The sequence below is a fragment of the Pseudomonas sp. HB05 genome (assembly GCF_016756915.1).
GTDB lineage: Bacteria > Pseudomonadota > Gammaproteobacteria > Pseudomonadales > Pseudomonadaceae > Aquipseudomonas > Aquipseudomonas alvandae.
Map to the genome: position 1 here is coordinate 75,261 of NZ_JAESPG010000022.1, position 12,748 is coordinate 88,008.

The following is a 12,748-nucleotide window of genomic DNA, read 5'->3' on the forward strand; positions in this document are numbered from 1 at the left end:
GGGACTTGCGATTATCTGCACGCGCTCAAGCCCACGCCACCGCCAGCAACCCTGCCCCCAACACGACGCATAACGGCGAGTACACCCAAGTATCGAGCCGGGCAAACGTCGAATCCTTGACCTCCTTGAAGAAGCCCACCAGGTTCGACTCGCCGATGGCGCGGGCGAACATCAGCAAGGCAATTGCGCTGATCAGCCATTGCAAGGCGCGGTGGGTCACGGGCGGCGCGATCAACCCGACCCGCAGGCACACCAGCACCGCGATCATCAACAGCGCGAGGGCCACCAACAGCGTCAGCCAACCCGATGGGTTGAAAGCCGGTTGCAGCGTACCGCCCTGCTTCACCGCAACCTGCGGCACGACCGCTGAAGCAGCCCAGCGGCCCCCCAGCGCCCAATACAAATGAATCAAGCTGATGGTCGCAAAGACTGCGACCAGCGACCGAGCCAATAAAAGCGTCATTCGCCAGCCTCCTGAATAAGATTGAACATTCATCCTAGGCTTTATACGACAAGTGCCTGCGCGACGATCATGCTGCGTTGAAAACAGGCTCGGAATGCTCATTTACAACCCGTAAACTCCGCTTCCTCGCCTGTTTTCGCCTTGCCTGATCGCCGCTCGGCGACTTTTCGTACAAAGCCTAGCTCGAATTTGGCATTTCGCTGGACCGGCAAAGATTGCCAGTTTCCAGCGAATAACGACTTGCCCAGGATCAACTGTTCAACGGACTGGCGCAGGAGCTCGCTACAGCCCGGCGGAAACCTTGTCGGCGACTTCCTTGGGGACCCAGGCCTGCCAGACCTGAGGATGGGCCTTGAGGAATGCCTCGGCGGCCTCGCGAGACGGCGTGCGGTTCTCGCTCATGTCGGCCAGGGCCTTGTTCAGCGGCTCGATGGGCAGGTCGACCTTGCTGAAAAACTCGGCGATGTCCGGGTGTTGCTGCTGGAACGGCGCGGACACACCAATCGACAGCTTCGACGCCAGGGACCGGGTCGGTTTCGGATTGGGGTTATCGGCATCGGTCAGGGTTTTCCAGGCCTCGGCATCGAACGGCGGTTCTTGCAGTTGCACCAGCTTGAATCGCCCGAGCAACGGCGTGGGGGACCAGTAGTAAAACAGGATGGGCTTGCCACGGCGGATCGAAGAGGTGATTTCCGCGTCGAGCGCGGCGCCGGAACCGCTGCGGAAATTCACGTAGCTGTCGGAAAGGCCGTAGGCCTTGAGCTTCTGTTTATTGACCACCTCGGACGTCCAGCCGATGGGGCTGTTGAGAAAGCGGCCCTTGTCGGGACTTTCCGGGTCCTTGAATACGTGCTTGTAGCGCGCCAGGTCCTCGACGCTGCGCAAGTCCGGCGCCAGGGGCTTGATGCCCTTGGCCGGATCGCCCTTGATGACGTATTCCGGCACCCACCAGCCTTCGGTCGCGCCTTTGACGGTATCGCCCAGGGCAACCACTTTGCCCTCGGCCTCGGCCTTGACCCACACCGGACTGCGACCGGCCCATTCTTCACCGATCACTTGGATGTCGTTGTTGGCCAGGGCGGTTTCCAGAGTGATGGTCGTCCCCGGCAGCGTGTCGGTCGATAGACCGTAGCCTTTTTCAACAATGATTCGCAGCATATCGGTGATCAGGCTGCCGCTTTCCCAGTTCAGGTCGGCGAAATGGATCGGCGCCGATGCAGCAGACGTCGGAAGGGGTGAAACCAACACACCGAGGGTGGCCCAGGCAGCCAACCACTGTCGAACTCGCTTCATGCTTGATACCTCATGCCGAACACAGCAATAAACCGAACGGACTGGCGAACCAGACGCAAGCCTCTGAATAGTTCAGTCAATTGACTGTAGCCAAGGTTCCGGCAAGAGCCTTTAAAACTGTCACGAACAGGGAAAGGGCGAAGGCCAATCAACCCGATTCATCATTTCTTATACCAACGGTCACTTGTTACTCACTGGCCTTGAATGTCACAAGTTCACCTTTGCGCCATTTGGCAGCCTTGGCGGTGACCGCTTTCAGGGTCTTGGTCAAGCCTTCCTGCAATTGTTCATTGGCGGCAAATACGGTGACCACGCTGTGGCCTTCCTTGAAGAGGATGGCGTGGCCGTCGGCCGTCGTGACGAAGGCATAATCGCCAAGGCCATAGGCAGTCAATTTGATTTCACGAAACCTGATTTCAAACTTGCCGCCCTCGCGACTTGGCAACACTGCCGCGCGGAAATGATCACCAACCTTGAGCTCGAGCCGCGGCTTGTCATCAACCACCAATGCCGACTCAGTATCGATTTCGGCAACATAGATGCCTTCGGCGGTCTGCTCGGTGATGTAGACAAAACGTGACTGGAATAGCTTAACCAGCTTTGCCCGCAGATCACCCAGTACAAATAACGCATGCATGTCGAGATTACTTACTGCCAAGGAAACATCCCCATCTTTATACGGCCACCCTTGGAGGATGGACCACGAGAACCCGCACGGTCGCAATGACCGGTAGTTGAATTCGAAGTGAACGGCGCGCCCAGGCCCGGGGCGAGAAAAGACTAAAGGATTGTCGCTCTCGCTGTCTTTCCCGGCGGTCACCAGAGGCTGAAGGAAAACGCCACTCTGACCATCGGAAAAGGTGGGACTACTAACTTTAGGGAAATTTCTCACTTAAAAAAGCTTTTTTCTGACATCGAGGCCAAAAAAAATTGCTTTAGATAGCACAGCCGCCCCCACGGTGTAGTCGATTCTAGAGCAGCCGATGGCGCGCAGACTACTCGAAATAACCGGCAATTCGTCGGTAAACCATAGAAAAGGAATTCGCATGGCAACTTCCACTACCCTGATCCGCCCTGTTACCCCCAGTATTGCCCAAGCCCGTGGGGCTGCTGACGATGGCGATTATCTGCCCATTGCGTTGGTCCAGCCGCGTTACAGGGTTGTCCTTGCCGGCAGGTGTTTTTTTCACATCGAAGAAACATCGACTGGACGTGTAAGAGGTTTCCGCGCCGATCACAACGAAGCCTGCCATCTGGCCAGAAGCCTCGAACAGCGCGCTTGAGCTCATTTATCAGCCGTCCATGACTTAACTCAGCCGTGCCACGACAAGTGCTGCCATACTGGCTGCCCAAAAAAGACCGCCGCTCATTGGCGGTCTTCGCAGAAGATGAAGGGAAGCGCGACGTGACGGAACTTGATATCGGTGATTTTTTTATTCGAGGCGAGGCCAGAGAGGTCGAAGGCGAATTCCAGGCGGTGATTGTCATGCGCGCCAAACCACCGTTGACCGCCATCACCTGTCACCAGGTGGAAAAGGATCGCTGGTTCAAGACTCCTGAAGTTGCCGCCCAGGCAGCCAGGGAAGCGGCGAAGGCCCTCAAGCGCGCCATCGACGAAGGTGCGCTGAAAGCTTGAAACCGATCGAACTCCTGACGACTGCTTGCCTCAGATAGAAGGAAGCAACCGAGGCGCCATGACGGCGGCAGTCCAGAGGAGTCCTACAAAATGGAACAACCATCCCACGAGCTCAAAACCCTGTTTGACCAACTCGGCCTGCCTTCGGACGGCACAGCCATCGACGATTTCATCATGGCGCACCCGCTGGACCCGAATACCAAGCTGGTCGATGCGCCCTTCTGGTCAGATCAGCAACAAGACCTGCTTCGGGAGTGGCTGCTTGCTGACGGCGAAGAGGCGGTATTGGTGGATCAGTTGAACGTGCGTCTGCACGACGGGAAATAACCCCTACATGAGCCAACGACAGTTAAGTTTTTGTGGCGAGGGGATTTATCCCCGCTGGGCTGCAGAGCAACCCCTCGAAAAACCGGTATGCAGCCCCCTGACGTAGCGCAGCGATAGCTATGAGGGGCGCTGCGCACCCCAGCGGGGATAAATCCCCTCGCCACAGGTTAGTCATATTGCCGGTGATCAGGCTCAGCGCGGCTTCTCGGGCTTATAGCCCAACCGCAACCCACCCCAATGACGCCCCTTGAGCATGATCGGCACCGACAGGTCATGCATCAGCTCACCGGTGTCCCGGGTGTAGGTTTGCAGCAGCACCGGCTGCTGGTGACTGCCACAGCGAATCCCGGTGCGGTCGGAGAACTTGCGCTTGGTGCGGTTGCTCAGCGTGTCCACCTGGGGATCGCCCGTCAGCGGCTGGCAGAACGCGTTGTTGTGGGTTGGCACGTAGCCTTGCTGGGTGCAGGCAATCGCAAACACCAATCCTTCATGTCGTGCCAGCAACGGCTCCTGGATCGCCGGCAGCACCTGATCGGTGTAGCGGTCGAAACGCGTCTGGAACTTGGCTGGATGGGTATTGGGGATGGGTTGGTAGTTTCGGTCGAACAGATCGTCCAGACTGATGCGGCCCTGGTCGATGTCCGCCTCGAATTGCGCGGCAATCCGGCTAGCCCCTTCCCGGGCCAAGTCATAAACCCGTTGGTGATAATCGTCCAGGCCCACCTCGGCCAGGCGCTCGCTGATGGTTTCGGCCTGGCCCTCCATCTGCACGGCCGCTTCGGCCAGGCGCTGGGTCTGCTGGTCGCTGATGGCCAGGTCACCCCGCATCTGCTCGATGGCATGGAACAGGCTGTCCAGTTGCTCGCGATTGGTGTCGGTACCTTGGGCGATGGCGCTGACCTGGGTTTCGACGCCAGCCGCCAGGCGAGCGATATTTTCCAGGTGCTGGCCCGTGTGCTCGACTTGCTGCACGCCGCTGTCCAGGTCGCCGGCCAACTGACGGATCTGCTCGACGACTTGCGCGGTGCGCTGCTGGATGTCCGCCACCATCACGCCGACCTCGCCGGTCGCCGCGGCGGTGCGCCCGGCCAGGCCGCGCACCTCATCGGCCACCACCGCGAAGCCACGACCATGTTCACCGGCCCGCGCTGCCTCGATGGCGGCGTTGAGGGCCAGCAGATTGGTCTGGCTGGCAATCGACTGGATGACCAGGCTTACGCGCTGGATTTCATCGCTGCGCACGCTCAGCGCTTCGATCAGTTCACGACTTTCATTGGCGCGCTGGCTGAGCTGATGCATGCGACTGATGGATTCCACCAGTTCGCTGCGCCCGGCCACGCTGCTGCGATGAGCCTCGCTGGCCGCCCCCAAGGCCTGTTGGCTGAGCTGCGAGGTGGCCTGTTCGGTGGCGATCATCGATTCGGCATTGCTGACGATCTGCGCGGCGGCACCCAGTTGCGACTGGACCTTGCCGGCCAACTGCTTGACGGAATAGGCCACGCCAGCTGCGGACAGCGCGTTATGGCTGGTGGTATAGGAGAGGTCGCGGGTCAGCTCGGCCAGGCTGTCGTTTGCCGCTTGTGCCGGCACATTGGCCAGGCGCGAGCGCAGGCGTGGCAACCAGACAATGAGCATTGCCAGGGGCAGGCCCAGGTACAACGGCCACCCGCCCAACGTCACGCCGCACAGCAACACAACCAGCGCCAGGCTTTGCAACGTCGGCGCCAGCCAGCGCGCCGTACCGCGCGCCACAGGCACCGAGGCCGACGCTGTCGCCGCCAGAGATCCGTCTGTCGCCATTTTTCGTCACCCACATTTCTCGTTGTTATGCCAGCATTAAACGCCACTACCGAGCCATTATCCATGGTCCATTAGTCGTGTTTTCGGCTACAGATCAAGAAGCGTGAAGATCAGAAAGCAAAAAGATCGCAGCTTCGGATGAAGGGCTGCGATCTTTTCCAGAAACGGGGATCAGGCCTGACGTTGGTGCTTGTCGATCTGCTCGTGGCGTTCTTGAGCTTCGATGCAATATTTGGTGGTCGGGCTGATCAGCAGGCGCTTGAGGCCGATAGGCTCGCCGCTGTCATCGCACCAGCCGAAGCTTTCATCGTTGATGCGGTCCAGGGCCTGCTCCAGTTGCGGCAGCATGCGTTGGTCGCGATCGATGGCGTTGACCAGCCAGGTGCGCTCTTCTTCTACGGAAGCAGCGTCCGCCGGGTCGGCCGGGCTGTCCAGGCTTTCAATGGCGATTCGGTTCTGTTCGATGCGCTCGTGGGTTTCGACTTTCATGTTCTGCAACAGCTTGGTGAAGTAAGCCAGTTGCTCGGCATTCATGTAGTCATCCGCCGGCATGGCCAGCAACTTTTCCTTTGTCATTGATTTCTCTATAAAAAAACGTGCATTAAGGCGAATTATGGAGCGTCCCGCATCAAGCGGCCACGCTCATCGGAAAGGCGCCGTCTATTCCAAGCGCCACCCGGCACTCAATTTACGAGGGGCGGCAGTCTAAGGCCGAGTTGGGGCGTCAGCAACCGAAAACATGGGGAAAATGTCCGACAAGTGCTTCAAATGCCGTTTAACGGGCCTCTGCCAGCCGTCGAAGTGCGTTTATAACAAGAAATTCGCTGCAATGGCTGTACTAAGAAGACAAATGGCAGCGCCACGCGGGTCAGGCGTGGCGCTTTGTCGCATCAAGATAGTTAGGGCTTGTGCGAAAAGTCGCCGAGCGGCGATCAGGCAAGGCGAAAACAGGCGAGGAAGCGGAGTTGACTGGTTGTCAATGAGCATTCCGAGCCTGTTTTCAACGCAGCATGATCGTCGCGCAGGCACTTTTCGTACAAAGCCTAGCGTTTTAGCTTGCGCTTGTTACGGTACTGATCGATCACCACCGCGACCACGATAATCAAGCCTTTGATGATGTCTTGGATGTACGCATCGACACCGACGAAGGTGAAGCCGCTGGCCATGACCCCGAGGATCAACGCGCCAATCACCGTCCCGGTGATGCGCCCCACCCCACCGGCGAGGCTGGTGCCGCCGATCACCGCCGCGGCAATCGCGTCCAGCTCATACGACATGCCCATGCCCGCCTGCCCGGTCGCCGCCCGCGCTGATGCCACCACACCGGCCAGCCCCGCCAGCAGCCCGGCGATGCTGTAGACAATCACCAGGTGACGCTTGACGTTGATGCCCGACGTTCGCGCCGCCTGCATGTTACCGCCAATGGCATAGGTGTACTTGCCGTACTTGGTGTAGCGCAGGGCAATGTGGAAGATCACCGCCACCACCAGGAAGATGATCACCGGCATCGCGCCATGGCCGATGGCCGTGTACGAATCGGACAACATGCTCACCGGCTGGCCTTCGGTGTAGTAGCGCGCCAGGCCACGAGCCGAGACCATCATGCCGAGGGTGGCAATGAACGGCGGGATGCCGGTCACGGCAATGATACTGCCGTTGATCGCCCCCGCCAGCAGCCCTACGCCGAGCCCCGCCACCACCGGGATCCACACGGGCAGGTCAGTCAGGGAGGGGAACACCGCCCGGGCGAAATCGGAGGTCTGGGCCAGGCTGGCGGCGATCATCGCCGACAGGGCCAGCACCGAGCCCGATGACAGGTCGATGCCGGTGGTAATGATCACCTGGGTCACGCCAATGGCCAGCAAGCCGATGATCGACACCTGCAGGATCATCAGCACCAGGCGCTGGGAGTTCATCAGGAAGCTCTGGTCGCGCATGATCCAGCCGAACAGCTCGAACACCAGGCCGATGCCAATCAGCACCAGGAAGATGCTCAGTTCCGTCGGCAACCGCCGACGCGTCCTGGCCGGTGCGGCCGCGGGTTTGTTTTCCAATATTGCGTTCATAGCCATTTACCTTTTTTATCTGGACTGACGGCCATCAGGACAGGCCCGACGCCAGTTGCATGACGCGTTCCTGGGTGGCTTCGCTGCGGTCGAGGGTGCCCATCAGGTCGCCTTCGTGCATGACCATGACGCGGTCGCTCATACCCAGCACTTCCGGCAACTCCGAAGAAATCATGATCACCGCCATGCCTTCACTGGCGAGGTAGGCAATGAGCCGGTAGATCTCGGCCTTGGCGCCGACGTCGATGCCGCGGGTCGGCTCGTCGAGGATCAGGATGCGCGGGTTGGTCATCAACCAGCGCGCCAGCAAGGCCTTCTGCTGGTTGCCGCCGGACAAGGTGTCGATGCACTGCTCCAGGGAAGGCGTCTTGACCCGCAGCTTCTTGCACATGTCTTCGCACAGCGCCCGCAGGGCTTTCTGCTGGATGAAGCCGTTGCCGACGTAATGGGGCAGCACGGCCATTTCCATGTTCTCCAGCACCGACAGGCACGGGAACAGGCCACTGAGCTTGCGGTCCTCGGTCAACAGCGCGAAGCCCTTCTCGATCGCCATGTGCGGGTCGGTGATGCGCACCGGCTGGCCGTCCAGCAGGATCTCGCCGCCGGTACTCGGGGTCACGCCGAAGATCGCCTCGGCAACGTTGGTCCGGCCCGAGCCCATCAGCCCGGCGATGCCAAGGATTTCCCCGGCATGCAGGTCGAACGACACGTCTTTGAAAATGCCGTCCAGGCTCAGGTCACGCACCGACAGGACCAAGTCACCGATGGGCTTGTCCCGCACCGGGAACAACTGGCTCAGTTCGCGTCCGACCATCATCGAAATCAGACTGTCGCCGTCCATGCTGTCGGCCCGTTGCAGGCCGATGTAGGCGCCGTCGCGAAACACCGCCACTTCATCGGCGATAGCGAACACCTCGTTCATTTTGTGGGTGATGTAGATGATGCCCTTACCCTGGGCCTTGAGGTCGGCGATGATCGAGAACAGGTGGGCGACTTCGGTCTCGGTGATGGCCGAGGTCGGCTCGTCCATGATCAGGATGTCGGAGTCGTACGAGACCGCCTTGGCGATCTCCACCATCTGCCGCTCGGCGATGCTCAGGTTGCCCACCTGCTCCTCCGGGTCGAGCTTGATGCGCAAGCGCTCCAGCAACCGGGCGGTGCAGCGATGCATTTCACCGTGGTCGACCATGTGCAGGCCGTTGAGCTGTTCACGGCCGATCCAGATGTTCTCGGCGATGCTCATGTGCGGCATCAGGTTCAGTTCCTGGTGGATCATCGCAATCCCGGCCTGCAACGCCGCCAGGGGCGTGTCGAAGGTGACAGGCTTGCCGCGCAGGCGCAGCTCGCCGGCGTCGGGCTGGTAGATGCCGGCGATGATCTTCATCAAGGTGGATTTGCCTGCGCCGTTTTCGCCCATCAGGGCCAGCACCGAGCCGGGACGCACCCGCAATTGCACGTCGGACAACGCCACCACGCCGGGAAAGCCCTTGCTGACGTTGACGACCTCCAACAGGTACGGTTCGTCGGGTAATACGTCCGGCCGGAACGTTGCCGCCGGGGCGCTCGAAGCAGTCGCAGATGCGAACATGGTCAGGTACTCCCTCGGCAAGATCGGCGCGGCGACCTTGCCTGCTTATTGTTGTGGTGGGCCAGGCGCAGCGTCACTTGAACTGGTCGACGTTCTCCGGCGTGATCAGGCGATACGGCACCACGACGGATTCCATTTTCTCGCCCTTGGCCATTTTGACCGCCGTGTCGATGGAGCCATCGGCCTGGCCCTTGGCGTCCTGGAACACCGAGACCGCCATGTCGCCTTTCTTGATGGCGTTCAAGCCGTCCGGCGTGCCGTCGACCCCGGCAATCAACACGCTGCCCTTCTTGGTGCCCGCTTGCTTGAGGGCCATGGCGGCGCCGATGGCCATCTCGTCGTTGTTGGACACCACCGCGTTGAATTCACGGCCTTGGGTCAGCCAGTCGTTGACCAGGGTCATGCCCTTGTCCCGGGACCAGGTGCCGGTCTGTTCCTGTTCGATCTTGATGCCCGGGTATTTGGCGAGGATTTCCTTGACGCCCTTGGTGCGGTTGGTGGTGGAGTTGTTCGCCAAATCGCCCAGCAGGATCACGATGTCGCCCTTGCCGCCCATCTTGTCGGCCAGGTATTGCATCTGCATGCGCCCGGCCTCCAGGTCATCCGAGGCCACGGTGACCACGCCTTGCGGCAGCTTCGGATCGTCCGGACGGCGGTTGACGTACACCAGCGGGATACCGGCGGCCACGGCGGCCTTGGTGATGCGCTGGGTCGCGGCGGTGTCCACCGGGTTGACGATGAGCGCGTCGACCTTCTGGCTGATGAAGCTTTCCACCTGGCTCAGTTGCTTGACCACGTCGCTGCGCGCGTCTTCGAACTGCAGCGTGACGCCGTCCGGCAGGGACTTGGCCTTCTTGTCCATGGATTCGCGCAGGTAGGTCAACCAGGTGTCATCGAACTGAGACATGCTGACGCCGATCTTCAGGTCCGCCAGGGCAGCGCCGCTGGCGAACATCAATGACAGGGCCAGCGAGGCAATGCGAGTCTTGGTGTTCATGAACGTTCTTTCTCCACTTTTTTGTTTGTTTTATGGATAAGGCGTGACGGACTTCAGGAACGCGGCAAACGCACGATCGGGGCGCCGGGCATGCAGCACACCACGGCGCCCTTGCGCTGGATGCACAGGGATTCAAACAAGGGAAGAATTGCGGACAGGCGCAAGGACGGTGGCAAGTGAAACGCAGAGCGGTTGAAGGTTTTCATCGACGGTACCTGGCTGTGTTTCTTGTTTTTGTTTCGTCCTTCGTCCATCCAGGGCAGGCCTGGATAAACGCGGACAGGGTTGTCGGTAACCTGGAATCGACTTTATTGGAAAATATTTTCCATATCAACTCATTTTAGAATTTTATTCGTTTTTTGTTCCATGTCCTACAGGCGCTGATAAACACACCACCTCGCCTTGCTCCGCACTTTGCCTGGCAGCGTCCAGGATACGCGTCGTGGCCAAGGCATCGCGGGCCGCCACCGGCAGAGGGCCGTCGCCCTGCAACGCGGCCTGGAGGCGCTGATAGAACTCCAGCCAGCAACCGCGCTCCGAGGCCACACGTTCGCGCTCGGCACCGTGCTCGAACCAACCCCAGCGCCGGTGCTCCTCGGCGCCCCAGCGTTCGCCTTCGGTGGCTGGGCTCCGCCCCGCCAATGCCAAGGCTTCCTGCCCGTCGAGGCCTTCGACGGTATAGCAGCCTTCGCTGCCGCTGACCCGGAAACGTGGGCGTGGAGCGTTTTGCACGCAATTACCGCTCAAGTGGGAAATGACGCCACCGGCATGGGTCAGTGAAAGGAAGAAACCGTTATCGAACGCCTGGCCCGGCTGTCGATAATCCAGCTCGGCATAAACCCGTATCACCGGCCCGAACAACTGCAGCGCCTGGTCCACCAGATGGCTGCCCAGGTCACGCAGGAATCCCCCGCCGCTGCCTTTGCCCACCGAGGTCGGCGAGTAACGCTCTACGCTGGACTCAAAGCGAATGACCTGACCCAGGGCGCCGGACGCGAGCAATTTGCGCACGGTCAGGAAATCCGAATCCCAGCGACGGTTCTGGTACACGCTCAACGGCACGTTGCGGCGTTCGGCGGCCAGCACCATCGCTTCGGCCTGGGCGGAGTCAAGGGCAAAAGGCTTGTCGCTGACCACCGCCACGCCGTGCTCGATGGCTTCCATCACCACGGCCGGACGGGCCTCCAGCGGCGTTGACACCACCACCGCATCGACGCCGGCCGCCACCAGTTGCGCCAGGCTGTCGAAGGCCTGGACGCCGGGGTGGTCGGTTGCCAATTGCTGGCGCCGCTCGGCGGAGCGGGTCACCACGCCGACGAACGTAGCGCCGGGCAGACTGCTGATGAGTGGCGCATGAAAGAACCGCCCACCCTTGCCATAGCCGACTAGTCCGATTCGCATGAAGGCTCCTTATCTGGAAATAACGCAGGCCCCTTGTGGGAGCGGGCTTGCTCGCGAAGGCGTAGTGTCAGTCGACATCCATGTTGGATGTGCCGCCGTCTTCGTCGGATCGTCGCCCGGAGCAAGCCCGCTCCCACAGAGGGAATGTGGTCAGCCGTAAAAGCGTGGCCGCTCCGGCAGGTCGACCTTGACGATCTGCCCACTCTGCTGCGCTTCGATGCAGGCATCCGCCGCCACCGCCGCCGCAAAACCATCCCACGCCGACGGCCCGCCCACCTGCCCGGCGCGCACGCCGTCGATAAACGCCTGCAACTCGACGTCATAGGCGGCGATGAAGCGATCCTTCCAATCCATCAGGATCGCATTGGACAACTTGGCGCCGCTGCGCAGCTGCACCTGGGACGGTTCCGGCAGCTTGGCGATGCCGGTCTCCCCCACCACTTCGCATTGGATGTCGTAACCGTACTGGCAATTGACGAACACCTCGACGTCGATCCGCGTGCCCTTGGCGGTTTCCAGCAGGACGATCTGCGGATCGCGCAGGTGAGCCAAGGCCTTGCTGCTCTTGCGGGGGAACACCACCTGCACCGACACATAGTCATCGGCCAGCAGCCAGCGCAGCACGTCCAGCTCGTGGATCAGGGTGTCGGTGATCGCCATGTCGGTCTTGTAGTTTTCGCCCACGCTCGGGTTGCGGTGGGCGCAATGCAGCATCAGCGGCTCGCCGATCTGGCCGCTGTCGATCACCGATTTGAGCGCTCGATAACCTTCATCATATGGCCGCATGAAACCGACCTGCACCAGGCGCTTGCCGTGGGCCACTTCGGCTTCGACGATCTTGCGGCAGCCTTCGGCCGTGACCGCCAGGGGTTTTTCGCAGAACACCGGTTTGCCTGCCGCGATGGCCGCCAGCACGAATTCTTCATGGCTCGGTCCCCAGGACGTGACAAGGATCGCCTCGACGTCCGGCGCCTTGATCAGCGCGTGGCCGTCCGGATACACCTCGGCGGTCAGTTTCAGGTCGGCCACCACTTTCGCCGCCTGGGCAAGGTTGATGTCGGTCACCGCCACCACCTGGCTGTTGAGCAAGGTCTGGCTGCAACGACGGATATGGTCCTGGCCGATGGCCCCGGTGCCGATGACGCCCAGCTTCAAAGACATGTGGAACTCCTTAATG

General features: G+C 60.7%; 14 protein-coding genes. 3 read left to right on the forward strand and 11 right to left on the reverse strand.

What is annotated here, in order from left to right; translation table 11 throughout:
- Positions 1–25: 25 nt before the first annotated feature.
- The 3 genes from JMN22_RS19390 to JMN22_RS19400 form a co-directional block, all read right to left on the reverse strand.
- Positions 26–463 carry a DUF3995 domain-containing protein gene (locus tag JMN22_RS19390; RefSeq protein WP_030141291.1) on the reverse strand — a complete coding sequence of 146 codons (438 nt, stop codon included), beginning with the start codon at positions 461–463 and terminating at the stop codon, positions 26–28.
- A 282-nt stretch (positions 464–745) separates the two neighbouring features.
- Positions 746–1,756 carry an ABC transporter substrate-binding protein gene (locus JMN22_RS19395; protein WP_030141290.1) on the reverse strand — a complete coding sequence of 337 codons (1,011 nt, stop codon included), beginning with the start codon at positions 1,754–1,756 and terminating at the stop codon, positions 746–748.
- A 187-nt stretch (positions 1,757–1,943) separates the two neighbouring features.
- Positions 1,944–2,393 (reverse strand): hypothetical protein, encoded by a 450-nt coding sequence (locus tag JMN22_RS19400; protein WP_030141289.1) that lies wholly within the window; start codon positions 2,391–2,393, stop codon positions 1,944–1,946.
- Between the two features lie 409 nt (positions 2,394–2,802).
- On the opposite strand from JMN22_RS19400, the gene JMN22_RS26900 reads away from it, so the two are divergent.
- The 3 genes from JMN22_RS26900 (at position 2,803) to JMN22_RS19415 (ending at position 3,719) form a co-directional block, all read left to right on the forward strand.
- A complete protein-coding gene (locus tag JMN22_RS26900) occupies positions 2,803–3,039 on the forward strand; it encodes a hypothetical protein (RefSeq protein ID WP_148290004.1) in 237 nt (78 codons plus the stop codon).
- A gap of 122 nt (positions 3,040–3,161) precedes the next feature.
- Positions 3,162–3,392, forward strand: a complete 231-nt coding sequence (locus tag JMN22_RS19410; protein ID WP_181290429.1) for a hypothetical protein — start codon at positions 3,162–3,164, stop codon at positions 3,390–3,392.
- Between the two features lie 90 nt (positions 3,393–3,482).
- Entirely contained in the window at positions 3,483–3,719 is a 237-nt protein-coding gene (locus JMN22_RS19415) for a DUF2789 family protein (protein WP_030141288.1), read from the forward strand.
- Between the two features lie 192 nt (positions 3,720–3,911).
- Here JMN22_RS19415 and JMN22_RS19420 read toward each other — a convergent pair whose 3' ends face one another.
- The 8 genes from JMN22_RS19420 to JMN22_RS19455 all read right to left on the reverse strand — a co-directional run bounded on the left by JMN22_RS19420 (position 3,912) and on the right by JMN22_RS19455 (position 12,732).
- Complete coding sequence (locus JMN22_RS19420; protein WP_198797450.1) at positions 3,912–5,519, reverse strand: methyl-accepting chemotaxis protein; 1,608 nt, start codon at positions 5,517–5,519, stop codon at positions 3,912–3,914.
- 171 nt (positions 5,520–5,690) lie between these two features.
- Positions 5,691–6,095: a TraR/DksA family transcriptional regulator gene (locus JMN22_RS19425; RefSeq protein ID WP_030141286.1), complete on the reverse strand. Its 405-nt coding sequence runs from the start codon at positions 6,093–6,095 to the stop codon at positions 5,691–5,693.
- A 467-nt stretch (positions 6,096–6,562) separates the two neighbouring features.
- Complete coding sequence (locus JMN22_RS19430; protein ID WP_030141285.1) at positions 6,563–7,585, reverse strand: ABC transporter permease; 1,023 nt, start codon at positions 7,583–7,585, stop codon at positions 6,563–6,565.
- A 34-nt stretch (positions 7,586–7,619) separates the two neighbouring features.
- Entirely contained in the window at positions 7,620–9,173 is a 1,554-nt protein-coding gene (locus JMN22_RS19435) for a sugar ABC transporter ATP-binding protein (protein WP_030141284.1), read from the reverse strand.
- A 73-nt stretch (positions 9,174–9,246) separates the two neighbouring features.
- Positions 9,247–10,170 carry a sugar ABC transporter substrate-binding protein gene (locus JMN22_RS19440; protein WP_030141283.1) on the reverse strand — a complete coding sequence of 308 codons (924 nt, stop codon included), beginning with the start codon at positions 10,168–10,170 and terminating at the stop codon, positions 9,247–9,249.
- Positions 10,171–10,223: 53 nt separating this feature from the next.
- Positions 10,224–10,376: a hypothetical protein gene (locus tag JMN22_RS19445; protein ID WP_187293342.1), complete on the reverse strand. Its 153-nt coding sequence runs from the start codon at positions 10,374–10,376 to the stop codon at positions 10,224–10,226.
- A gap of 142 nt (positions 10,377–10,518) precedes the next feature.
- The gene (locus tag JMN22_RS19450) at positions 10,519–11,571 is read right to left on the reverse strand and encodes a Gfo/Idh/MocA family protein (RefSeq protein ID WP_198797449.1); all 1,053 of its coding nucleotides are present in this window, start codon (positions 11,569–11,571) and stop codon (positions 10,519–10,521) included.
- A 150-nt stretch (positions 11,572–11,721) separates the two neighbouring features.
- Positions 11,722–12,732, reverse strand: coding sequence for a Gfo/Idh/MocA family protein (locus JMN22_RS19455; protein WP_030141281.1), 1,011 nt, complete (start codon positions 12,730–12,732; stop codon positions 11,722–11,724).
- Positions 12,733–12,748: the final 16 nt, after the last annotated feature.

What these genes read in the sequence shown, in the direction of transcription:
- JMN22_RS19390 (WP_030141291.1), bottom strand. Translation starts at nt 463, where the DNA reads ATGACGCTTTTATTGGCTCGGTCGCTGGTCGCAGTCTTTGCGACCATC.
- JMN22_RS19395 (WP_030141290.1), bottom strand. Translation starts at nt 1,756, where the DNA reads ATGAAGCGAGTTCGACAGTGGTTGGCTGCCTGGGCCACCCTCGGTGTG.
- JMN22_RS19400 (WP_030141289.1), bottom strand. Translation starts at nt 2,393, where the DNA reads ATGCATGCGTTATTTGTACTGGGTGATCTGCGGGCAAAGCTGGTTAAG.
- JMN22_RS26900 (WP_148290004.1), top strand. Translation starts at nt 2,803, where the DNA reads ATGGCAACTTCCACTACCCTGATCCGCCCTGTTACCCCCAGTATTGCC.
- JMN22_RS19415 (WP_030141288.1), top strand. Translation starts at nt 3,483, where the DNA reads ATGGAACAACCATCCCACGAGCTCAAAACCCTGTTTGACCAACTCGGC.
- JMN22_RS19420 (WP_198797450.1), bottom strand. Translation starts at nt 5,519, where the DNA reads ATGGCGACAGACGGATCTCTGGCGGCGACAGCGTCGGCCTCGGTGCCT.
- JMN22_RS19425 (WP_030141286.1), bottom strand. Translation starts at nt 6,095, where the DNA reads ATGACAAAGGAAAAGTTGCTGGCCATGCCGGCGGATGACTACATGAAT.
- JMN22_RS19430 (WP_030141285.1), bottom strand. Translation starts at nt 7,585, where the DNA reads ATGAACGCAATATTGGAAAACAAACCCGCGGCCGCACCGGCCAGGACG.
- JMN22_RS19435 (WP_030141284.1), bottom strand. Translation starts at nt 9,173, where the DNA reads ATGTTCGCATCTGCGACTGCTTCGAGCGCCCCGGCGGCAACGTTCCGG.
- JMN22_RS19440 (WP_030141283.1), bottom strand. Translation starts at nt 10,170, where the DNA reads ATGAACACCAAGACTCGCATTGCCTCGCTGGCCCTGTCATTGATGTTC.
- JMN22_RS19445 (WP_187293342.1), bottom strand. Translation starts at nt 10,376, where the DNA reads ATGAAAACCTTCAACCGCTCTGCGTTTCACTTGCCACCGTCCTTGCGC.
- JMN22_RS19450 (WP_198797449.1), bottom strand. Translation starts at nt 11,571, where the DNA reads ATGCGAATCGGACTAGTCGGCTATGGCAAGGGTGGGCGGTTCTTTCAT.
- JMN22_RS19455 (WP_030141281.1), bottom strand. Translation starts at nt 12,732, where the DNA reads ATGTCTTTGAAGCTGGGCGTCATCGGCACCGGGGCCATCGGCCAGGAC.